20 protein-coding genes are annotated in these 20,484 nt (G+C 51.2%); 5 read left to right on the top strand and 15 right to left on the bottom strand.

All coding sequences use genetic code 11. The features are described 5' to 3' along the window. Window positions 1-12 precede the first annotated feature (12 nt). Window positions 13-819 (top strand): LrgB family protein, encoded by an 807-nt coding sequence (locus RI501_RS04490; protein ID WP_313820540.1) that lies wholly within the window; start codon window positions 13-15, stop codon window positions 817-819. 87 nt (window positions 820-906) lie between these two features. Here the strand turns inward: RI501_RS04490 and RI501_RS04485 are convergent, their stop codons facing one another. Further along, window positions 907-1,647 (bottom strand): sulfite exporter TauE/SafE family protein, encoded by a 741-nt coding sequence (locus RI501_RS04485; protein ID WP_313820539.1) that lies wholly within the window; start codon window positions 1,645-1,647, stop codon window positions 907-909. Between the two features lie 125 nt (window positions 1,648-1,772). Here RI501_RS04485 and RI501_RS04480 point away from each other — a divergent pair, with 125 nt between their 5' ends. The 3 genes from RI501_RS04480 to lrgB all read left to right on the top strand — a co-directional run bounded on the left by RI501_RS04480 (window position 1,773) and on the right by lrgB (window position 3,793). Then, complete coding sequence (locus RI501_RS04480; RefSeq protein ID WP_313820538.1) at window positions 1,773-2,342, top strand: TetR/AcrR family transcriptional regulator; 570 nt, start codon at window positions 1,773-1,775, stop codon at window positions 2,340-2,342. 189 nt (window positions 2,343-2,531) lie between these two features. Further along, window positions 2,532-2,990 carry a CidA/LrgA family protein gene (locus RI501_RS04475; protein WP_313820537.1) on the top strand — a complete coding sequence of 153 codons (459 nt, stop codon included), beginning with the start codon at window positions 2,532-2,534 and terminating at the stop codon, window positions 2,988-2,990. Continuing rightward, the gene (gene lrgB / locus RI501_RS04470) at window positions 2,987-3,793 is read left to right on the top strand and encodes an antiholin-like protein LrgB (RefSeq protein WP_313820536.1); all 807 of its coding nucleotides are present in this window, start codon (window positions 2,987-2,989) and stop codon (window positions 3,791-3,793) included. Before RI501_RS04475 ends, lrgB begins: the two co-directional genes overlap by 4 nt. A gap of 427 nt (window positions 3,794-4,220) precedes the next feature. Here lrgB and RI501_RS04465 read toward each other — a convergent pair whose 3' ends face one another. The 4 genes from RI501_RS04465 to RI501_RS04450 form a co-directional block, all read right to left on the bottom strand. Then, the gene (locus RI501_RS04465; protein ID WP_313820535.1) at window positions 4,221-6,056 is read right to left on the bottom strand and encodes an APC family permease; all 1,836 of its coding nucleotides are present in this window, start codon (window positions 6,054-6,056) and stop codon (window positions 4,221-4,223) included. Between the two features lie 444 nt (window positions 6,057-6,500). Next, entirely contained in the window at window positions 6,501-8,126 is a 1,626-nt protein-coding gene (gene groL / locus RI501_RS04460; protein ID WP_313820534.1) for a chaperonin GroEL, read from the bottom strand. A gap of 66 nt (window positions 8,127-8,192) precedes the next feature. Continuing rightward, a complete protein-coding gene (groES, locus tag RI501_RS04455) occupies window positions 8,193-8,477 on the bottom strand; it encodes a co-chaperone GroES (protein ID WP_313820533.1) in 285 nt (94 codons plus the stop codon). Between the two features lie 671 nt (window positions 8,478-9,148). Beyond that, the gene (locus tag RI501_RS04450; RefSeq protein WP_057732308.1) at window positions 9,149-9,787 is read right to left on the bottom strand and encodes a redox-sensing transcriptional repressor Rex; all 639 of its coding nucleotides are present in this window, start codon (window positions 9,785-9,787) and stop codon (window positions 9,149-9,151) included. 365 nt (window positions 9,788-10,152) lie between these two features. Here RI501_RS04450 and RI501_RS04445 point away from each other — a divergent pair, with 365 nt between their 5' ends. After that, window positions 10,153-12,105, top strand: coding sequence for an ABC-F family ATP-binding cassette domain-containing protein (locus RI501_RS04445; RefSeq protein WP_313820532.1), 1,953 nt, complete (start codon window positions 10,153-10,155; stop codon window positions 12,103-12,105). Window positions 12,106-12,189: 84 nt separating this feature from the next. Here the strand turns inward: RI501_RS04445 and tsaD are convergent, their stop codons facing one another. The 10 genes from tsaD to RI501_RS04395 form a co-directional block, all read right to left on the bottom strand. Beyond that, window positions 12,190-13,233 carry a tRNA (adenosine(37)-N6)-threonylcarbamoyltransferase complex transferase subunit TsaD gene (tsaD, locus tag RI501_RS04440; RefSeq protein ID WP_313820531.1) on the bottom strand — a complete coding sequence of 348 codons (1,044 nt, stop codon included), beginning with the start codon at window positions 13,231-13,233 and terminating at the stop codon, window positions 12,190-12,192. Between the two features lie 55 nt (window positions 13,234-13,288). After that, the gene (rimI, locus tag RI501_RS04435; protein ID WP_313820530.1) at window positions 13,289-13,906 is read right to left on the bottom strand and encodes a ribosomal protein S18-alanine N-acetyltransferase; all 618 of its coding nucleotides are present in this window, start codon (window positions 13,904-13,906) and stop codon (window positions 13,289-13,291) included. After that, window positions 13,890-14,612 carry a tRNA (adenosine(37)-N6)-threonylcarbamoyltransferase complex dimerization subunit type 1 TsaB gene (gene tsaB, locus RI501_RS04430; RefSeq protein WP_313820529.1) on the bottom strand — a complete coding sequence of 241 codons (723 nt, stop codon included), beginning with the start codon at window positions 14,610-14,612 and terminating at the stop codon, window positions 13,890-13,892. The genes rimI and tsaB overlap by 17 nt, the downstream gene beginning before the upstream one ends. 200 nt (window positions 14,613-14,812) lie before the next feature. Continuing rightward, window positions 14,813-15,553 (bottom strand): acyl-[acyl-carrier-protein] thioesterase, encoded by a 741-nt coding sequence (locus RI501_RS04425; RefSeq protein ID WP_313820528.1) that lies wholly within the window; start codon window positions 15,551-15,553, stop codon window positions 14,813-14,815. Beyond that, window positions 15,543-16,445, bottom strand: a complete 903-nt coding sequence (rsmI, locus tag RI501_RS04420) for a 16S rRNA (cytidine(1402)-2'-O)-methyltransferase (RefSeq protein WP_313820527.1) — start codon at window positions 16,443-16,445, stop codon at window positions 15,543-15,545. Before rsmI ends, RI501_RS04425 begins: the two co-directional genes overlap by 11 nt. 16 nt (window positions 16,446-16,461) lie before the next feature. After that, window positions 16,462-16,803 (bottom strand): DNA replication initiation control protein YabA, encoded by a 342-nt coding sequence (locus RI501_RS04415; RefSeq protein WP_313820526.1) that lies wholly within the window; start codon window positions 16,801-16,803, stop codon window positions 16,462-16,464. Window positions 16,804-16,826: 23 nt separating this feature from the next. Continuing rightward, entirely contained in the window at window positions 16,827-17,843 is a 1,017-nt protein-coding gene (gene holB, locus RI501_RS04410; RefSeq protein WP_313820525.1) for a DNA polymerase III subunit delta', read from the bottom strand. A gap of 9 nt (window positions 17,844-17,852) precedes the next feature. Continuing rightward, window positions 17,853-18,182, bottom strand: coding sequence for a cyclic-di-AMP receptor (locus RI501_RS04405; protein ID WP_313820524.1), 330 nt, complete (start codon window positions 18,180-18,182; stop codon window positions 17,853-17,855). A 13-nt stretch (window positions 18,183-18,195) separates the two neighbouring features. Next, complete coding sequence (gene tmk / locus RI501_RS04400; protein WP_396442507.1) at window positions 18,196-18,849, bottom strand: dTMP kinase; 654 nt, start codon at window positions 18,847-18,849, stop codon at window positions 18,196-18,198. A gap of 242 nt (window positions 18,850-19,091) precedes the next feature. Then, the gene (locus RI501_RS04395; protein ID WP_313820033.1) at window positions 19,092-20,366 is read right to left on the bottom strand and encodes an ISL3 family transposase; all 1,275 of its coding nucleotides are present in this window, start codon (window positions 20,364-20,366) and stop codon (window positions 19,092-19,094) included. Window positions 20,367-20,484: the final 118 nt, after the last annotated feature.

Raw genomic sequence — 20,484 nt, 5'->3', positions numbered from 1 at the left:
AGGAAGCATATCATGATTAATCTAGCAGTTACCCCGCACATGGCGGTTTGGGGCAAGTGGCTTGGTGATGCCTTAGGGACCAATGCCACCGGCGCCTCCGCCGGAAATGCCATTTTTGGGATCTTCTTATCATTGGTGGTCTATCTGATTGGGCAATGGCTCTTCAAGATTGGTAAGGGATTCTTTCTCTTCCAACCCCTCTTCGTGGGGATGGTCTTAGGAATCTTTATCCTCTTTCTGCTCGCCAAGGCCTTTGGCACCACCACGGCCACGTTCTACAAGTCCGCTTACTTGCCAGGAGGAAACATTATTTTCTGGTTCTTAAACCCAGCGACGATTGCCTTCGCCATCCCGCTGTACCGGCGAAACGACATCGTTAAACGTTTCTGGCCGGTCATCATCTTGTCGCTGATTGTGGGGTTGGTCATCTCGCTATTCGCGATCTACGGAGTGGCTAAGCTGTTCCACTTAAACGACGTCGGTATCGCCTCCATGTTACCACAGGCAGCCACGACCGCGATCGCGATGCCAATTGCCACCGCGATTGGGGGGAACGCCGCCATTACGGCGATGGCCTGCATTCTCAACGCTGTCATTATCTATGCCTTAGGGGATTGGCTGGTCAAGTTCTTCAAGGTCAATAGCGATCCTATTGGGGCCGGGCTAGGGTTAGGAACTGCCGGGCATACCGTTGGTTCCGCCAAGGCGTTACAACTGGGATCCATTCAGGGATCCATGGCCTCCATCGCCGTAGTTGTCATTTCCATCGTGGTGGACGTGGTGGTTCCGCCATTCGCTTCGATTATGGGTCTCCATTAAGCCCGTCACTAGTTAAGTTTAACCGATAACCATTAAATAACCGCCCCCGTACCAAGCCGTTGTGCTCAGTATGGGGGCGGTTTTATTTTATTTGAAAAAGATGTTAACTCCAAAGTAAACAATTACCAGCCCCATTAATGGGGTCAACCATTTGTTTAACTTAACCATATCCAGTCGATGCAGTAACAGCGGCGTCACAACCGCCCCGATTACGGAACCAATCATCAACGTCACACCGGCACTCCAGGCAATGTTCCCCGTAAACAAGTGACTGACCGCCCCAACCAGCGCCATCACACTCAAAACGTAAGTGGAAGTCCCAGCCGCACTCATCGCGGAAAGCCCCAGAATCGACAAGCCCGCAACGGTTGGACCACCGCCGGTCAGACCACCAATACCGACCATCATCCCGCTCAGAAAGCCCAATCCCACGGCTACACCTAACCGCGAACGACCGGTCGGGGCCGACTGTTTTTGTCGCAGCCCCCGAATCACGACAATGGTCCCCATAATCATCAGGATGGTCCCCACCACCCAATCGTAGATCTGATTAGGAATAAACGGCGAAATCCCGGTTCCTAAGAAGATCCCCGGTAGCGCAGCCAGAATCATCCGGTTGCCCAGGTCAAAATGGACGTTATGAATGCGAATCTGGGTAAAACACCCAAACAAGAGCGCTGGAATCGCCACGATCAGAGAGGTCGGGGCCGCAACCGCGGTGGAGATTCCTACCTGACTCGTCAGCACCCCCAGGTATAACGCGGCACCACCGCCCCCCATGACGCTAATAAACGCCCCAATTAAAACACCATCAATCAAAACCAGCATCGTGTTGACTTCCCTTCTCAATCAGTTTCCTCCTTCTATTTAAGTGGAACCAGTTCCGCTTGTCAAGTCCCGCCCAATAGTGTACCTTAGAGGTAACTTTAGTAAGTCCGGAAAGGAGACCGCGTATGCGAAGCGATGCTCGCGCCAACCGCGAAAAGATTTTAACCACCGCCACCGCTTTATTTGCCCAACGGGGGGTGGCCAACGTCGGGATGAAGGAACTCGCCCAAGCCGCCCACATCGGTGTCGGCACCCTCTACCGTAATTATCCCAATAAGGGCGCGCTCTGTATGGCCCTGATCCGCGATAGCATGGAACGCTACGTGGCGCAAGAGACCGCCTATCTTGACACCACCACCGATGACCCCCAGACCCAGCTAGTGACAATCCTGCAAGGGTACCTGGACATCCGCGTGACGCACGAGGATGCCTTCACAATTATCGAGAGTGACACCACGCCGTTAGAATTTACGCAACTCTTACAAACACCCATCTACCATGACCGGATTGCCTTACTGATTCGCGTCCTGCACCGCACCCAGCCCGCTAGTTCCCCCGCCTACTTGCAATTTGAAGCCGATATGATTGCCGCAATGCTGCGCAGTCGGGTCTTTGCTTTCGAACGTCACCAACGCCACCTCTCGAGCCAGGCGATTCTCGATTACATTTTAAAACTCCTCAAACCAGAGCCTTAACGTTTTTTCACAAGCCGATTGAGGGCCCCAACCGCCCCCGTCTAATCTTAGGATAAGTTCGGCTTGTATTCGGTGCACAAACCCCATATAATGAAGCCAGATAATTTGAAAGGGCTTACATTATCAAGCCTCATCCCCAGCACTCATTTGAATCGTCCGCCGGTCTTACTTTCGAAAGGAGCGCTTCTTATGCCTACTCAGCCTCAATCGCCAGTAGCCACCCCCGCAGAAAAACCGGCCGCCCCCATCCTCATCCAGATGGGGATCTTTGCGGCAATTCTTCTTGTCTCTAGTCTCATCTCGGCCCTGTTTCCACCCGAGCTCCCGGTCCCCACGCCGGTAGTTGGGCTGGTCATCCTCTACCTATTATTAGCAACTCACGTGGTGAAACTCCATCAAGTTGAAAAGCTGGGGGATTTCCTGATTAGTTTAATTGCCTTTCTGTTCGTCCCCTCCGGTATCCAGGTGGCGGCAAACCTAGATATTCTGCGAACGCAAGGGGTTCAAATCTTTATCGTCATGTTCTTAGCCACCATCATTCTCTTAGTGTGCGTGGCGTATACGACAAAACTGATGATTTGGATCCGCCAACACGTCTTCCACGGGGACGTGACCGTGGTGGCCGATCCCGACGGTGAAGACTCATGATGGCCCTAGCCGCAACACCGCAGATGGCCAGTTGGGGCAAGTGGTTGGGAGATGCGCTGGGCACCAACGCCACCGGTGCCAACGCCGGTAACGCACTGTTCGGCATATTTCTGTCCCTAGTCGTATTCCTAATTGGCCAGTGGCTGTTCAAGATTAGTAAGGGGTTCTTCCTCTTTCAGCCCCTCTTCGTGGGGATGGTCCTGGGAATCTTGGTGTTAGCCATTCTGGCCCGCTTTTTCGGCACCGACACGGAAACCTTTTACCGGTCCGCTTACTTACCTGGGGGAAACATCATCTTCTGGTTCCTAAATCCCGCCACCATCGCCTTTGCCATCCCCTTATATCGCCGTAACGACGTGGTCAAACGCTTCTGGCCGGAGATCATCCTTTCATTAGTGATTGGGACCAGCATCGCCTTGGTGCTGATCTACTACGTTGCTCGCGCCGTGGGGATGAGCGAAAGCGGTATCGCCTCTATGTTGCCACAGGCTGCCACGACCGCGATTGCCATGCCAATCTCCGCGGCTATCGGGGGCAACCCCGCAATTACCGCCATGGTCTGCATCCTTAACTCCGTGGTGATTTACGCGTTAGGTGACTGGCTGATTAAGACGTTTCGGATCAGTCAGGACCCAATTGGCGCCGGACTAGGGCTAGGGACCGCTGGCCACACGGTTGGGTCCGCTAAGGCCCTTCAATTGGGCTCCATTCAAGGCTCCATGGCCGCCATCGCCGTGGTGATCATCTCGGTGGTCGTTGACGTGGTGGTTCCCATCTTCGCAATGATTGTCGGTCTCAAATAAGTATTGATATATTATTGGTAACCATTATTAAAGGGGCCCGCTCAAGCAAATTTGAGCGGGCCCCCTTTTTAATGATGGTTAACCCAGCGAACCTGATGGCCCTTCACCCGACATCTCAAACTTGATTAAGTCATAGGGCCGTTCAATTCGGAAGTTATAGAGTTGACAGAAGGACTTATGAGTTGAGAAGGTGAGTGTTCAAACCGTAAAATACCTAGCAACTTAACAGGTTAAGCTACTAATCATACAATATCATATGGCTAAAAAAGAGTAAGCCCTATTTCTTTTACATTTTAAATGTTGTATATAGAAGAAATTATAATGGACACACTAAGCGTTTCTAGAGATCACTGTGGGGGCGTTGTGTCGCTCCTCAGCGTATATAAAAAAGGCGTCTCGGATTTTAACCCTAGACGCCCTTGATGAACTATTCTTTTAGATGGTAGTTATACGTCGAAATAATGATATTTTCTCGTGAATTCAGCACCGCCCGCAAGCGCAACGCCGTCTGGTTATGCAAGACGTTTTGCCAAGGATGGCGTGGAACGAACTGTGGAACCAACACCGTGGTCGTAAAGTTTCGTTCCGTCGCCCGCTTAGCAATCACATCACAAAACCGCAACGTTGGCGTGGCGATGGACCGGTACGACGAATGAATATCAACGAACCGGATATCCGGGAACTCTTCCTTAAATTCTAAGGCTGTCTTGTGTTCCTTCTTCGGGTTCTCGTCAAACGACACGTGCATGGCAATGACGTAGTCCCCAATGGACCGCGCATAATTGATGGCCCCACTGGTCACCCGGGTAATGTTGCTGACCAGCACGATGACGGTCGCCCCATCATAATGGTGAATCTCGGCCTTGGCTTTCGCCGCCACCCGCAACTGCCGCGCAACGTTCAGGTAGTGTTGGTGAATCCGGTAGAACATCATCAACAATAACGGCATGATAATCAGGTACGGCCAAACGTTACCGAACCGCAGGAACAGTAAAATGCCCACGAGGACCACTGAGATTAAGGCCCCCAGAAGGTTAATGGCGGCTTTCCCCAACCACCAGCCTTCCCGCGTCCGGAACCAGTGAATGATCATCCCGGATTGGGATAAGGTAAAGGGTACGAACACCCCAATCGCGTATAGCGGAATCAGGAGCGTGGTTTGCCCGTGGAAAATCAGAATCAGGATAATCGCCCCAATGGCTAACGAAATAATCCCGTTAGAATACCCCAAGCGATCCCCTCGGTCGAGATACGCGTGTGGTAAGAACTTATCCTTGGCCAAATTGTAGGCCAAGATTGGAAACGCCGAGAACCCCGTGTTGGCAGCCACCGCTAAAATTAAAGCCGTTGAGAGTTGTAACAGGTAATACAACACGCCGTGGCCGAAAACACCACCGGCAATCTGGGACAGCACCGTCTGATTAGACTGGGGCCGAATGCCCATGTAGTAACTCAGGTAAGTGATCCCCGAGAAGAAGATGGCTAAAATGATGGCCATCATGGCTAGCGTCGCCGCGGCATTGTGCCGCTTAGGCTGCTTAAAGTTCGGCACCGCGTTACTGATGGCTTCCACCCCGGTTAAGGACGATGACCCGGAGGAGAAAGCTCTTAAGAACAGTAGGAGTGTCATCCCCTGCACCGGTGCGCCAATCGCTGCCGCAGCGTGGTAAGTCACGTGACCCGTTACGATGTTGTAAAACCCAACACCGACCATCACCAGAATCATGAGGATGAAGAAGTAGACCGGCACGGTCAGAAAGGCCGCCGATTCCCGCATCCCCCGCAAGTTCAACAGCATAATCCCAATAACAATTAACACTGAGATTAAAACTGAATACGGATATAACGCAGGGATCGCCGACGTAATCGCCTCGGTCCCGGAAGTGGTTGATACGGCCACCGTTAACATGTAATCAACCAGTAGCGAACCACCAGCGACCAAACCAGCCGATTGCCCCCAATTGGTGCTAGCGACCGCATAGGCCCCTCCACCGGACGGGTAAGCATGAATAATTTGCTGGTAAGAAAGCGTGATCGCAAATAACAGAACTAAAACCAACGCAGCAATCCATAACTGATACATCAAGGCTGCAGCGGATAAAGTAATTAGGACTGTGGTAATTTGCTCAGTACCATAAGCCACGGAGGATAAGGCATCAGAGGATAGCAACGCTAAGGCTTTAAACTTAGTGAGCGCCTGACCGCCTTCGTCCATGGTCTTGAGGGGTTTTCCAATCAAAACCCGCTTTAAATAATGCCACATGACTATTTACTCCTTATCTCCACGAAAATAATAATTCGAAAATCCGGTCATTGGCCGGGCTATTCAACACCACTCGCTTTTGCGAATGCAAACGTCATTCTACTACTTCTAGCTCAACATTACCACAATTCTTAGCGTAAGCAAGCTGCAATTTTGGGACCCATTTTGCCAACCGAAAAAATAAAGCGCTCTCATAAAAAGCAATGCCGTTATCCCCCGTCCCCGTAAGGCTAATCGTGACTCCGCACTAACTAAATTTCCGCTTAATTATCTCACGGATTCGCGCAACCTCGCCGGTTAACCGACGGTGCTTAGGCCGAACTATCTGCCGTTATAATCATTTAAATTATCGGCAATTCCGTACCCACGTTCTCACGGCACACAAAAACACCCCCGCCAATGACGAGGGTGTCTGTGACACATTGTTATGCGTTAAGAACGGTTTTACATCATACCGCCCATGCCGGGTTGTGCGGCTGGGGCAGCTGGTGCTGGGTTCTTTTCTGGCTTTTCAGCGACAACGGCTTCAGTGGTCAACAACAAGGCGGAAACGGAGGCCGCGTTTTGCAGAGCAGAACGGGTAACCTTGGTTGGGTCGGTAATCCCGGCAGCAACCATGTCTTCGTACTTGTCATCGGCAGCGTTGTAACCAACACCTGGCTTTTCACCCTTCAAGTGTTCAACCACAACGGAGCCTTCGACCCCGGCGTTCGTGGCGATTTGACGAACGGGTTCTTCCAACGCGCGCAGCACGATGTTAACCCCGGTCTGTTCGTCGCCTTCAGCCTTCACGGCAGCAACATCCTTGATCACGTTGATCAAAGCAGTCCCACCACCGGCAACGAAGCCTTCTTCAACGGCGGCACGGGTCGCGTTCAAGGCATCTTCAATCCGGTACTTACGTTCCTTCAATTCGGTTTCGGTAGCAGCACCGACCCGAACCACAGCAACACCGCCGGCCAACTTAGCCAAACGTTCCTTCAGCTTGTCACGGTCGAAGTCAGAAGTCGTGTCAGCGATTTGACCCTTGATTTCTTCAACCCGAGCAGCGATTTGGTCCTTGGTACCAGAACCTTCCACGATGGTGGTGTTGTCCTTGGTAACGTTGACCTTTTGGGCTTGACCTAATTGATCGATGGTCGTGTCCTTCAAGTTCAGACCTAAGTCATCGGTAATGACAGTCCCGCCAGTCAGAACGGCGATGTCTTGAAGTTGAGCCTTCCGCCGGTCACCAAAGCCTGGGGCCTTAACGGCAACCACGTTGAAGGTTCCCCGCATCTTGTTCAGAACCAAGGTTGGTAAAGCTTCACCGGTAATGTCATCGGCAATGATCAACAGGGAACGACTTTGTTCAACCACGGATTGTAATAATGGTAAGATATCTTGAATGTTGGCAATCTTCTTGTCGGTAATCAAGATGTATGGGTTGTCCAAGTTAGCTTCCATCTTGTCGTTGTCGGTGACCATGTATTGTGACATGTAGCCACGGTCGAATTGCATTCCTTCAACCACGTCCAAGCTGGTGTCCACCCCACGGGATTCTTCAATGGTGATGACCCCGTCGTTACCAACCTTTTCCATGGCATCCGCAATCAGCGAACCCGTTTCTTTGCTAGCAGAAGAAATAGAAGCGATTTGGGCGATATCGTCCTTGGTCTTCACGTCATGGGACATCTTGTGTAACCCATCAACTGCGGCAGCCGTCGCCTTCTCAATCCCCCGACGGATACCAACTGGGTTAGCACCGGCAGTGACGTTCTTCATTCCTTCGTTCACGATGGCTTGGGTCAGAACCGTTGCGGTCGTGGTCCCATCACCAGCGATGTCGTTGGTCTTGGAAGCAACTTCGGAAACCAGCTTAGCGCCCATGTTTTCAAAGTGGTCTTCTAATTCGATCGACTTCGCAATCGTCACCCCATCGTTCGTGATGGTTGGGTTACCGTAACTTTGTTCCAAAACAACGTTACGTCCCTTAGGTCCTAAGGTGGTCTTCACCGTGTCGGCTAACTTGTCAACACCGGCTAACATTGCGCTACGTGCATCTTCAGAAAACTTCAATTCTTTAGCCATTATTCTAGTTCACCTCATACAAAATTTTTTTAAAAATGAGTTTTTGGATCAATCGTTGGGAAAGAATTAGTCGATAATCGCAACTAAGTCCTTTTCGTGTAAAACAAGGTAAGTCTTGTCTTGGTACTTCACTTCAGTACCGGAATACTTGTCAAACAAAACCTTGTCGCCAACCTTGACGCTTGGCGCAACCTTTTCGCCATTGTCCAACACCCGGCCGTCACCGACTGCAACGACGTTGGCCGTTTGAGGCTTTTCCTGGGCATTACTTGCTAACACAATGCCGCCAACCGTTTCTTCTTGTTCTTGTGGTTGGTCTAAAATGACGCGGTCTCCTAATGGTTTTAACACTTGAATCCCTCCAATAAACTGACTAATTAACTTTAGTTTTAGCACTATTAGCACTTGACTAACATAAGTGCTAATCACAGTTTCTAATATATGATTTTTTGTTTTAAAAATCAAGGAATTTGGCAAACTTTCTTGGTGAGTGCTAATTTGTCCCTATTCTACCTAAACTCCGGCAACGTCCCCACTTATTTCACCCGGAATCTGAGAAACTTAAGGTTTTGCTTACCTTTCCCTAGACCTTCAGTCTAATTCAGCTGGAAAATTCTCGCTTACACTGCGCCATCGCCGAAACGTGCTTACCAGGGGCAACGGGTTCCGCTTAAACCCGATTAGCCAAGTGCGTTGCCATTAACAGGTGCTGGATTTTTGTCCTGAAACTATCGCCATCTGCGGCTGCTGAAACGTGCGACTGACGGGCAGCCGGTTCCGCTTAACCCCGATTAGCCAAGTGCGTTGTCATTAACAGGTGCTGGATTTTTGCCTTAAAATTATCGCCATCTGCGGCCGCTGAAACGTGCTTACCAGGGGCAACGGGTTCCGCTTAACCCCATTTCGGCAATTAGCCAAGCCCAGGCTAATCACCGAAATGACGTTAATGCTCGCCCGCTGACCGCCCCTGGACGCACTCTTATACAAAAAAAGCCGTAATCCTTTCAGACTACGACTCTTGTTTAATCTTTGTGATTGTAATGTTCCAAGAAGTAAATCAAGGTTTGTAATTCGTTGGTCAGATCCACGTTTTGGACCCGCACGCCCTTAGGTACCGTGATGCGTAGCGGCGTGAAGTTCAAGATTCCCTTGATGCCCCCCGCGACCGCTTCGTTTGTGACCTCTTGGGCCACGTCCGATGGGACCGTCAAGATGGCCACTTGGATTTGTTGCTCTTCCAGTTGCGTCCGTAAATCCGTCATCGGATAAATTGGAACCCCGCTTTGGATCGTGTTCGCAATATCCTCGTTAATATCGAACGCCGCACTAATCCGTACGTTGCTATCTTGGTGAAAGTTAAAGTTCAACAACGCGTGACCCATATTTCCGACCCCGATCAACGCCACGTTGGTCAGCCGGTCCTGATTTAAAATCTTGCGGAAGAACTTAATCAGGCTTTCAACGTCGTAGCCGTAACCCCGCTTTCCTAGGGCGCCGAAGTAGGAAAAGTCCCGCCGAATGGTGGCCGAGTCGACCTTTACGGCTTCAGAAAGCTCCGTCGAAGAGACCCGCGTTTTATCGGCATCTAGTAGGATGTTTAAGTAGCGATAATAAATCGGCAATCGTTTCGCCGTCGCGCGTGGAATTTTTTGTTCTGTCAAAGCATGTTACCTCCTAATCAATTATTGCCGGTCATCGCTAAAACCACATCAGTCCCCACGACTTATAGGCTTAACTTATTCGACAATTGTGAAACCTCATTTCCTATAGATTATAGCATATCAGCTAATCTTGTGAAAGAAATTGCAAATAATTATTATCAGCTTTCACAATCTGCATCGGTGAGCAGCGCTTTAAATTATTTCACAAAGTCATCCAAAACGCAATTTTTTATTTACTGAGCCGTTCAGGGGCGACACGATGGGAAAATGCGGGCAATTAACCTGACAATATTTCGGCTTAACTGCACAATATGCTAAAATGTAGAGTATTAATAACCGCAAATTGCGTAAAGGAGGTTGGTTTTGTGATTCTCTTACAAGTCCAACAAGTGACCCGGCGTTTCGGGGCCACCGTCCTCTTCCACGATGTCAATCTCGACGTCGCCGAACACGGACGGGTCGCCTTAGTCGGGCGCAACGGGGCTGGTAAATCCACCCTGATTAAAATGATTGCCGGGGAAACCACCCCCGACGAAGGTCAAATTACCCGTAAACGGGGCCTGACCGTGGGGTATCAAGCCCAAAATGCGGGACTAAATTCCGATAAATCGGTCTGGGACGAAATGCTCACCGTCTTTGCCAAGCAGCGCGCCATGGAACGCAAGATTCACGACCTGGAAGCCCAAATGAGTGATCCCAGCGTGATTGCCGACACCGAACAGTTCGACCAGATCACCAAAACCTACGATCAACTCCAACAGGACTTTAGTGATCAGAACGGCTACGGTTATCAAGCCGAAATTCGCGGCGTGTTGCACGGATTTGAATTTGGCGAGGAATTCTACGATAAACCCATCAGCGAACTCTCCGGGGGCCAACGCACGCAACTGGCCTTGGCCAAACGCCTGCTGGAAAAACCCGATCTCCTCATCCTGGACGAACCCACCAACCACTTAGACGTCGAGACGCTGACCTGGCTAGAAGGTTACCTCCAAGGCTATCCGGGAGCCTTGCTCGTGGTTTCCCATGACCGTTACTTTCTGGACCACGTGGCCACCGAAGTCTACGATATGGCCCGTGGCAGTCTCCATCATTACCCGGGAAATTATTCGCACTTCATCGACGAAAAGGCCCAACGACTCCAACAGGAATGGAAGGAATACGACAAGCAGCAGACCGAAATCTCGAAACTTGAAGACTTTGTCAACCGCAACATTGTCCGTGCTTCCACTACTAAACGGGCCCAAGCGCGGCGCAAACAATTGGAGAAAATGGACCGGCTGGATAAACCCGAAGGGGACGAGAAGGTTGCCCGCTTCACCTTTCGGCCCCACCGTCAAAGCGGCAACGTGGTCCTCGACGTGGTCAACGCCGCGGTCGGGTACGACGGCCAGACCTTGTGCTCGCCCATCAACCTCGACATCAAGAAACACCAGGCCATCGCCATCGTGGGGCCTAACGGGGTGGGCAAATCCACCCTACTCAAAACGATTCTCGGGAAGATTCCGGCACTCAAGGGCCAGATCATCTTCGGTACCGGCGTGGACACCGGTTACTACGACCAGGACCAGGCCAACTTGCACGACAAGAAGACCGTTTTGCACGAGCTTTGGGACGACCACCCCACGACACCCGAGGGCGATATCCGCTCGATCCTGGGTAGCTTCCTGTTTACCGGCGCCGACGTCGACAAGACCGTTCACAGCCTAAGTGGGGGCGAAAAAGCTCGGTTACTTTTGACTAAGCTGGCCCTGCGTCACGACAACTTCTTGATGCTCGACGAACCCACCAACCACTTGGACATCGACAGCCGCGAGGTTTTGGAAACGGCTTTAAACGAATTTGACGGCACCATCCTGTTCGTCTCTCACGACCGGTACTTCATCAACCAGGTGGCCAACCAGGTCATCGAACTGAGTCCAGACGGGACGACCCGTTACCTGGGGAACTACGACTACTACGTGGACAAAAAGGCCGAGCAGGACGCTTACGCGGCCAAAGAAGCCGCCGAAGCCGAAGCGGCCCACCCCACGGTCGCCGCACCCAAGCAAACGCAGGTCGACTACCAGCAACAAAAAGAACACCAAAAAGTCAAACGCAAGCTATCCCGACAGGTCGACGCCCTCGAAGCACAGATGGCCAAATTGGAAGCCCAAAAGGCCGATATCGAAAAAACCATGAGTCAGCCCGACTACTTTAACGACGTCGAGAAACTGGGAGACCTGCAGCAACAGTTGGACGCCACCAACCAGGAACTCAACACCGTCGAAGACGACTGGACCAATAAAAGCTTAGAACTCGAAGACTTTACCGATTAATCCTTAACGCCAAAAAGGTCAACCCCTCCCGAGAGTAGTTCTCGCGAGGGGCTGACCTTTTTTAGTACCTATTTTAACTTAAACTTACTTCGCCGCGTCCGCGACCCAGTCAAATTCCAGACTCGGATCGGCATTTAACGTCGCGTCCGCGAAGACCCCGTGCCGGTACGCCACATTGGCAAAGGCACCGATCATCGCGGCGTTATCGCCACATAACTTCAACGGTGCTTTGACCAAGTGGGTTCCGTTAACGGTTGCCAGGTCGTGGTCCAACCGTTCTCGCAGGCCCCGATTAGCGGCCACCCCACCGGCTAAGATCAGCTGGTGAACCGGATAGTCCCGTAAAGCCCGCAAAGTTTTTTCGGCTAGCACGTCAACTACGGCCTGCTGGAAGCTCGCCGCCAAGTCGTGCTTATCAAGCGTTTCACCAATCTGGTCGGCGTGGTGGGTGGTATTGATGAAGGCACTCTTCAACCCACTAAAGCTAAAGTCGAAGTTATCGTCCTTCTCCATCGCCCGCGGGAAGTGGAAGGTGTCGTGCCCCTGGTGAGCCCATTCGTCGACCGTCTTTCCCGCCGGATAGTTGACCCCCATCACCCGACCGACCTTGTCATAGGCTTCACCAGCCGCGTCATCACGGGTCTCCCCGATGATTTCGAATTGGTTTTCGGCGGGCATGTAAACTAGTTCCGTATGCCCTCCGGAAACCAACAACGCCATGGCCGGAAACTCGATGGGTTCCACGTAGCGGGCCGCATAGATATGGCCAGCCATGTGGTTAACCGGAATCAACGGTAAATTATGCGCAAAGGCTACCGTTTTAGCGGCGGTCACCCCAATGAGCAACGCGCCCACCAGGCCGGGTCCGTACGTGACGGCCACGGCATCGAGGTCGGCGTAAGTGACGCCCGCTTCCTGCAGCGCATCCTTGATGCACAAGGTGACCTCTTCGATGTGATGCCGACTAGCCACTTCGGGAACCACCCCGCCAAATCGTTGGTGACTCTTGATTTGAGTCGCCACAATGTTGGACAAGATCTTGTGACCGTCTTCGATCACGGCCACACTGGTTTCATCACAACTTGATTCAAACGCTAGAATTAAATTTCGCTTATCCGTTGGACTCACTCCTTCTAATTTTCTCCGGAAAAAACGCGCGGACGCTGCCGCGCGTAATCTATGCCTAGTTATGAGCTTGTGCTTCCTGTGCGTTTTGGGTGTCCGAGACTTTAGCCGTTTCCAAGTTTAAGACCATATCCGCTGCATCTTCGTGATCACCGAAGTAATACCCCCGCTTGATCCCCGTTTGTTGAAAGCTCAGATCCTGATACAGGTGTTGGGCCTGCTGATTCGAGACCCGCACTCCCAGACTAACGGTCTTGTAATTGAGACGTTGCGCCTTTTTAATCATGATATTGAGCAGAAAGCGTCCCAATCCCCGGTTTTGATAATCCGGTAGCACCGCAATGTTGGTGATGTGGGCGTCTCTGGTCCGTTCATCAAAAGTACTCCCAATAAACGCTAGTAACCGGTCGTTCTTCCGAATAACCAGATACAAGCGGTCCTTGTCTCGTCGCAATTCATTCGCAAAGGCCGTCGAATCCCAGGGGGCCTTACCGGCGTAAACGGCCCGTTCAATTTCAATCATCTCTGGAATGTCGGTAAACAGGGCCTTCGCCACAAAATACGTGACTCCGTTAATCTCAACCTGATGATTTTTGACGCCCAGGGCTTCTTCCCGTACGATTTCCCGCCGACTACCAAAAACGTTTTTATACCAAATTTTAAATTTTTTCAACATATGATTGGTTATCCTCTTTTGGGTTCTTCGCGCGCCATTCGGCTTCCGCTTGGGTCAAACGCAAATAATTCGGTACGAACCGATCGACATCCTTAACCGGCGCTAGGTGTTGTCCCAACAGACCGATGGTGGCCACCTGGGGCAGGTTCACCCACGCACTGACGGTGGGCGTAGCCGCCGAAATAGTGGTGGCAATCAGGTCGCTAAAGTGACTGGCATCACCTAAGAACCAGACGGGTTCCGCGTATTCCTTAACGGCCGCCAAAAAGGCCGTCACGTCGGTATGGGCATCCGCAATAACTGGCACGGGAGCCCCTTCGTGAATTCGGTAGAGCCCCGCAAAGACGTTTTGGTTCCGCGCGTCAAACATGGGGGCCACCAGAGCGCCCTCAACCGGCACGTTAGCCGCTAAGGTCGCCAAACTCGATACGGCCACCAAATCGATATTTAACGTCGAGGCCAACGTCTTGGCCGTCGTCACAGCAATCCGAATGCCCGTATAGGAACCCGGTCCCGCCGCCACCACGATCCGATCGAGATCGGTGGGCTGGAGATCCGCCATCTTTAATAACCGCTCAATCTCGGGTAACAAGTATTCCGCGTGCTTTTGGTGGACCGTTACCGTAATCGTCGCCAAGACCGTCTCATCTTCTAAAACGGCGACACTTAACGGTCGATTAGACGTATCAATTGCTAAAACTTTCATCTTTTACTGGGTCCCCCTCAACGTATTAACGCGACCAGATGCTAAGAGCGGCGCGCTAAATTCGCTGCACCGCTCCGTCAACTATTTCGCGCTGGTGGCCCCGCACCGGTAGTTCAGGACCAGTTCATTCTATTTATTCAGTTTACTATACTACCACAAAGTCTGGTCGGCCACACCCATTACGGGCGTTTAGGCAAATTTTAGACGTTCTGCCACCCAACCGTGGCGATGGCCGCAATGGTCTCGCCAATCATGATTCGGTGTTGCGTGGTCGTAGCGTCGCTGTGCACAACCTGACTAGCTACCTGATGCCCATACTGCACTTCATTTTCAAACCGGATCTGGACGTCAACCGGCTGATGCGTCCGTAAGAAGTCGGCTGGTAAGCTGTCGAGTAGCCAGTCGAAATAGTGAGCGTTGTTCACGTGACCGTTATTGTCGATGTCAAAGTACCGTACCCGGTACGGCTTAGTGGTCAGCGTGGCCGCTTCATCTAAGCGCTTGGGACGGGGCAGCCGTGGTAAACGACCGGTTTCTTCACTCTGATAGGGCGCCATAATTTCGGCCGGAATCGTGGTGATCTTGCGGTTGGCATAGCTCATGGTGACCCAGATCCCCTCGCCGTACGCCAGGGTTTCACCATGAGCGTCTAGTAACCAATATTCCCGGTAGGCAAAGTACCGGTTATAGGCCGTCGCCCGGGTCTTTAAGGTCACCGTTTCGCCGGTTTGGGGTAACCGGGTGATTTGGACGTGGTACTGGGTAACGACCCACCCCACACCGAAGCTTTGAATAAAGTCGGTCGGTAATCCCAAGTCGATACTCTGGTCATCAGAAACCAAAACAAAGAGGTTAATCAGCATTGCCACGGTTAAGTGGCCGGTATCGTCGGCTTCATAATAGACCACGCGGTGGGGTTCTGTATAGGCTTTAGCGCTCATTCGTCGGGGCCTCCTGCTCTGAGTCTAGGTGATGATAAATACGGTAAACATCTTGTTTCTTCAAGTGGCGCAAGTTCGCCACTTCCTTAATCGCAGCATTAGGCTTCTCCCCGGCGGCAATCAGTCGGTCCACCTGTACTGGAATCGGTTCACTTAAATCTACGGTGTCTTCCACCGTGGTTGGGTGCGGGTTACCGCCCACTAAGACCACGAACTCGCCACGGACGGTGTCGGTTGCCGCCCAGTCGGCTAGCTCGCTTAAGCTGCCCCGCAAAAACTCCTCGTAGCGTTTGGTCAACTCCCGACATAGGACTGCTGGCCGCTCCGCACCTAACCCGGCCGCTAAGTTTGCTAGCGTCTTCTTCAACCGGTGGGGTGCCTCGTAAAAAATCAGGGTTTCCGGACGTTGGGCTAATTCCCCAATCTCGGCCTTTTGGTCCTTGGGTTTGCGGTCCAAAAAACCGTAAAAGTAGAAGGGTTGGGTCGCTAAGCCGGACGCAATCAACGCCGTCAATCCGGCGTTGGCCCCGGGCAACGGCACCACCGGGATCTGCGCTTGGGCACAGGCCACGACGAGTTCATGGCCCGGATCGCTGATCGACGGCATCCCCGCATCGCTAACCTGGGCAATCTGTGCCCCAGATTGAAGCTTGGCCAATAGCTGCGGGATCCGTTCTTGCGTGTTGTGTTCGTGAAAACTAATCTGCTTGGTGGTAATGTCAAAGTGATTTAATAGTTTCTGCGTGTTCCGCGTATCTTCGGCGGCAATCAGGTCAACGTCCTTAAGGGTCTTAACGGCCCGAAACGTCATGTCATCGAGGTTACCAATGGGCGTGGGCACCAGGTACAGGCGTCCGACCGTCTCGGCTTGAAAACTCCGTTGTCGTTGCATCGTCACAAAATTCCTCCTACTGATCGCGATAAATAACTTCTAAACAAAAGGCACATTCTTCGTCTTGCTTACGGCGCGTCCCGTAGAATTCTCGGCAGACGTGAAACCCCTCTTCGTAGAGTTTTTCCAAAATTTGCCGCGACTTGGAAAGCCCCTGTTGCGTGGTTTCTGGGGCTTCTGGCAAGGTACGCTGGAGCTCACGCAGTAGATCACGCAGGTGTTGATTTTCAATTTCGAGCTCGGCGTTTTGCTCAAAGACCTGCGTGAGTTCGGTTTGCAGGTCGCTAAACTGAGTCAATGTGGTTTCCAACTGGCTCTTTAATTCCTTTAGTTGATCGTAAACTGCTTGTTTATCCAAATTGCCACCCCTTTTTCAATAATTTAGCGCGGTATCTGCGCTAGGATTTGTAACGTTAAAGCTTCTAGAATTGCTTGAAAATTCAGGTTACCTGCCAATTGGCCCCGCGTTGCCAGGGTCAACGTCACCACGTTAACCAGGCGATCGACCCCTAGGCGCTGGGCAATCTGGCGACTAGTCGCCGCCACCTGGGGGTAGGTCAACGTTTGTGCGTCAACGGCGCCCGTTTGCTGGCGCAAGGCATCGTGCCAGATTTGCACAATCATATCCAGCACAATTCGCTGGCGATCCCGGTTAGTGGCTAACGGGACCAGCTCGGTTTGGACTCGCACGAAGGCTCGTTCATCACCCTGGCAGCAAGCCGTAAACCAATGTTCCAGACTCTTTTGTGCGGTCGCCAACCAGTCATCCACCATTAAATCCTGAGCCGCCGTCACGCTTTCGGTCAACGTCGCCAACAGATTGCGTTGACTAGGGGCCACGCCCACCTCGGCTAATGCGGCTGCTAACTCCTTGGGGGCCACCGGCAATAGGTCGACAATTTGGGTCCGGGATAGGATGGTCGGCAAGATGAGGTTCTTGTTGGCCGTTAACAGCAAAGCTACCGTATTGCCCACGGGCTCCTCGATAAACTTCAACAGACTATTGGCCGCTCCCGTGGTCATCCGTTCAATCTGATCGACGATAAAGATCTTCTGGTTACCCTCGACCGCACTCTTAGTGAACTCGGCTTTCAAGTAACGAACTTGATCAACCTTGATGCGTTGACCGTCCGGAACCACCCGGATCACATCGGGATGGTCACCAGCCATAATCCGTCGGCACTCAGCACACTGGCCGCAGGGTAAGCCGGCCGACGTAACGTTTTGACAGAAGAGCCGCAACGCAATCGTTTGAGCCAGTTCTTGTCGGCCGGTGCCGTCCATTCCGTTAAATAAGTAAGCGTGTGAGAGCCGCTGGGTCCCAATCAGGTGCATAAAATGATTAACTAGCTGCGGTTGCAGCCGTTGGGCGGTCGTAATCGGCGTTTCTTCGGTCATAGCCATCCCCTAAAATTGGTGAAACTGCTCAACTGGCAGTACAAAGACCGTTGCGCCCCCTACCTGCACTTCGACTGGATACGACGAAGTGTTGTCAAGCTGGGCATCCAGGTTAACTGGCGGCGTCATAAATTGCTGCCGCGTATGACTGGCGGTCTTGATGAGGTCTAAGACTTCTTCCACCCGGTCATCCTCCAACCCAATCATGTAGGTCGTGTTGCCGGATTTAAGAAAACCACCGGTGGTTGACAGCCGCGTAGCCCGAATATCGTGATCAATAAACTGATTGCTCAGGCGATTAGCGTCCTTATCCTGAACAATGGCAATAAGCATTTTCATATGGGTTCCTCCCTTAAGCACCAGCAGTAAAGTACTTGCTGGCCGTTTGCTTAATCAAGGTCAACGCGGCGGCGACCACCTGGTCAGGCGTTTGGGTCGCATCGATTAACTTGATTCGTTGTGGGTTAGCCGCCTGCAAGCGTAAGTACGCCGCGCGCACTCGGTCATGAAAGGCCGTTTTCTCGACGTCTAACCGGTCGACCTTTTGGGGATCACGGTGAGCTTGAATCCGTTGTAAGCCCACCTCGGCGGGAACGTCAAAGTAGATGGTCAGCTCCGGCAACAACCCATCGGTCGCAAATTCATTCATCTGCGCCACGGCCTGCTCACCGATCTGACGACCAGCCCCCTGGTAGGCCACGGAACTATCGACGTACCGGTCACACAAGACCAGTTGGTCAGCGGCTAAGGCCGGTAAGATGGTCTCGGCCAGATGTTGCCGACGGGCGGCCGCGTAGAGTAAGGCTTCGGTCCGGTAGTCCATCGCCGTATTGGCCCGATCTAAAATAATCGCGCGGATGCTTTCGGAGATGGCGTTGCCTCCGGGTTCGCGGGTTACCGTGAGCCGATCACCCAAAACGGGTTGAATCGCTGCAGTAATGGCCTTTAGCGCACTGGTCTTGCCCGCCCCGTCCGGACCTTCAAAACTAATAAACGTTCCTGACAAAATTTTTCGACCCCATTTTTTGGCATATATTATAGAAACTAGCCCTATCTGGGCATTGATAAATCTATTGTACTTTAATTCAGAAATGATGTCTATTTACGGGCTAGCGTAAATCTTGGGGTGAGCGCCTTCATTTTTAGATTTGCAAAAAAGCCAGAACGCATAGCGGGTTCTGACCTTTCGGCACGATAATTAAACGGTTCTATGTCAACTGTTGTTGGTAATTCCATTTATAAAATTGTCTAATCCTTTGAGATTAGGCAATTTTTTTTGAGCCCAAATGCCAGATGAATCCTTAATCTAAAGCTTGTGAAACAGCCAAAGCCGTACGCAACTCGCTTTATTACCTTGATTTTGTTATTAATACCCTCCATTGGACCATTTGAGAATTCATATCTCAATGCATTATCAACCGATTCTCGGTTCTCAACCAGTGCGTTCAACGCCTTCGTCATTTCTTCTGAGCCATTGTCTTTTCCGTCTAGAACTGTTTCTAGTCGAGCGATGTCACGGTACCTAACGGCACTCATGACCGTCTGTAACTGGTTATATGCTTCGCGTAATTCTTCGTTGATATCAAGAAGATATTCGACTACGCTATTCTCAGTTTGGCTTCCAGGAATGTTAGTGTAATTAGAGTACTTCTTTAAGTCCAACTTCTCGTTGGGCTTAAAGAACAGTCGCCAGTAACGCTTTAAAGCCTTATATTTCATGTTTGAAGGCGCATAGGATTTCATGATACGAATCCTTACTCGAGTGAATCCCCGCATCACGGAGTTAACGATGTGGAACCGATCGGTTACCACAATCGCATTTGGAAAAATAGATTCAGCTAGTTTGGGATAAGTGTAGTTCATATCTGTCACAATGACTTTGACGCTTTCTCTAGCTTTCTTCGTATAACGTTTAAAGTAATTCTCCAAATCATAGAGTGTCCGCGATTCCAGAATGTCCAAGAATTCACACCGAATACCATCCATAAATACAAAGCTCATGGATCCCTTTGCGTCTTTGGTAGACTTGACCTCATCCATGTTAATTACAGCCGGTAACCAGTCAAAACGCGTTTTGACGTTGCCCTGATAGCTTCTCATGATTCGCAGGACCGTTGTACTTGAGATGCTTAATTCGGTAGCGACATGACGCATCGAAACTGTTTCACTTAATTTTAGAAAACAGGCAAGTTTGCTTGTGTTAGAGATGGTGTGGTTTCGTTGAACTAGTGGTGTTTCCGCAAGAAAGTATTGTAGGCAGTGCTTACACTTGAAGTCCCGCTTTTTAAGATGAAGCTGGACATCCCGTTCGGCAGTTCGAGGCAATTTAACATTGGCCCAGCGCCAGCCATATTTGATAATACTTTTTTGGTTTAAGACACCACATTTGGGGCATGCTTTTGGACGATAGTCCAAAATTGCCTGCACTTTAAGTGGGCCCATCATTTCCAAGGGGTTCATCACTTTTAACTTTTTGATGTTGGGGTCTTTTATCCCCAGGATAATTTTAGTATCATTAGTCATAGGATATAGTCACTTTCTCTTTCTTGAAATGTGGTAGTGGATGGATATAGGTCTGCGACTATATCCCTTTTTTGTACATTTTTTTACATTCTTTGATTATACAAAAATATCCGTTGCC

The organism is Levilactobacillus zymae (genome assembly GCF_032190635.1).
GTDB lineage: Bacteria > Bacillota > Bacilli > Lactobacillales > Lactobacillaceae > Levilactobacillus > Levilactobacillus zymae_A.
The sequence above is the reverse complement of the archived record's forward strand: the minus strand, read 5'-3'. Positions and strand labels throughout refer to the sequence as shown.

What these genes read in the sequence shown, in the direction of transcription:
- rsmI (WP_313820527.1), bottom strand. Translation starts at nt 16,445, where the DNA reads ATGCAACGACAACGGAGTTTTCAAGCCGAGACGGTCGGACGCCTGTAC.
- RI501_RS04425 (WP_313820528.1), bottom strand. Translation starts at nt 15,553, where the DNA reads ATGAGCGCTAAAGCCTATACAGAACCCCACCGCGTGGTCTATTATGAA.
- groL (WP_313820534.1), bottom strand. Translation starts at nt 8,126, where the DNA reads ATGGCTAAAGAATTGAAGTTTTCTGAAGATGCACGTAGCGCAATGTTA.
- RI501_RS04395 (WP_313820033.1), bottom strand. Translation starts at nt 20,366, where the DNA reads ATGACTAATGATACTAAAATTATCCTGGGGATAAAAGACCCCAACATC.
- rimI (WP_313820530.1), bottom strand. Translation starts at nt 13,906, where the DNA reads ATGTTGAAAAAATTTAAAATTTGGTATAAAAACGTTTTTGGTAGTCGG.
- RI501_RS04475 (WP_313820537.1), top strand. Translation starts at nt 2,532, where the DNA reads ATGCCTACTCAGCCTCAATCGCCAGTAGCCACCCCCGCAGAAAAACCG.
- RI501_RS04485 (WP_313820539.1), bottom strand. Translation starts at nt 1,647, where the DNA reads ATGCTGGTTTTGATTGATGGTGTTTTAATTGGGGCGTTTATTAGCGTC.
- tsaB (WP_313820529.1), bottom strand. Translation starts at nt 14,612, where the DNA reads ATGAAAGTTTTAGCAATTGATACGTCTAATCGACCGTTAAGTGTCGCC.
- holB (WP_313820525.1), bottom strand. Translation starts at nt 17,843, where the DNA reads ATGACCGAAGAAACGCCGATTACGACCGCCCAACGGCTGCAACCGCAG.
- RI501_RS04405 (WP_313820524.1), bottom strand. Translation starts at nt 18,182, where the DNA reads ATGAAAATGCTTATTGCCATTGTTCAGGATAAGGACGCTAATCGCCTG.
- RI501_RS04465 (WP_313820535.1), bottom strand. Translation starts at nt 6,056, where the DNA reads ATGTGGCATTATTTAAAGCGGGTTTTGATTGGAAAACCCCTCAAGACC.
- lrgB (WP_313820536.1), top strand. Translation starts at nt 2,987, where the DNA reads ATGATGGCCCTAGCCGCAACACCGCAGATGGCCAGTTGGGGCAAGTGG.
- RI501_RS04480 (WP_313820538.1), top strand. Translation starts at nt 1,773, where the DNA reads ATGCGAAGCGATGCTCGCGCCAACCGCGAAAAGATTTTAACCACCGCC.
- RI501_RS04490 (WP_313820540.1), top strand. Translation starts at nt 13, where the DNA reads ATGATTAATCTAGCAGTTACCCCGCACATGGCGGTTTGGGGCAAGTGG.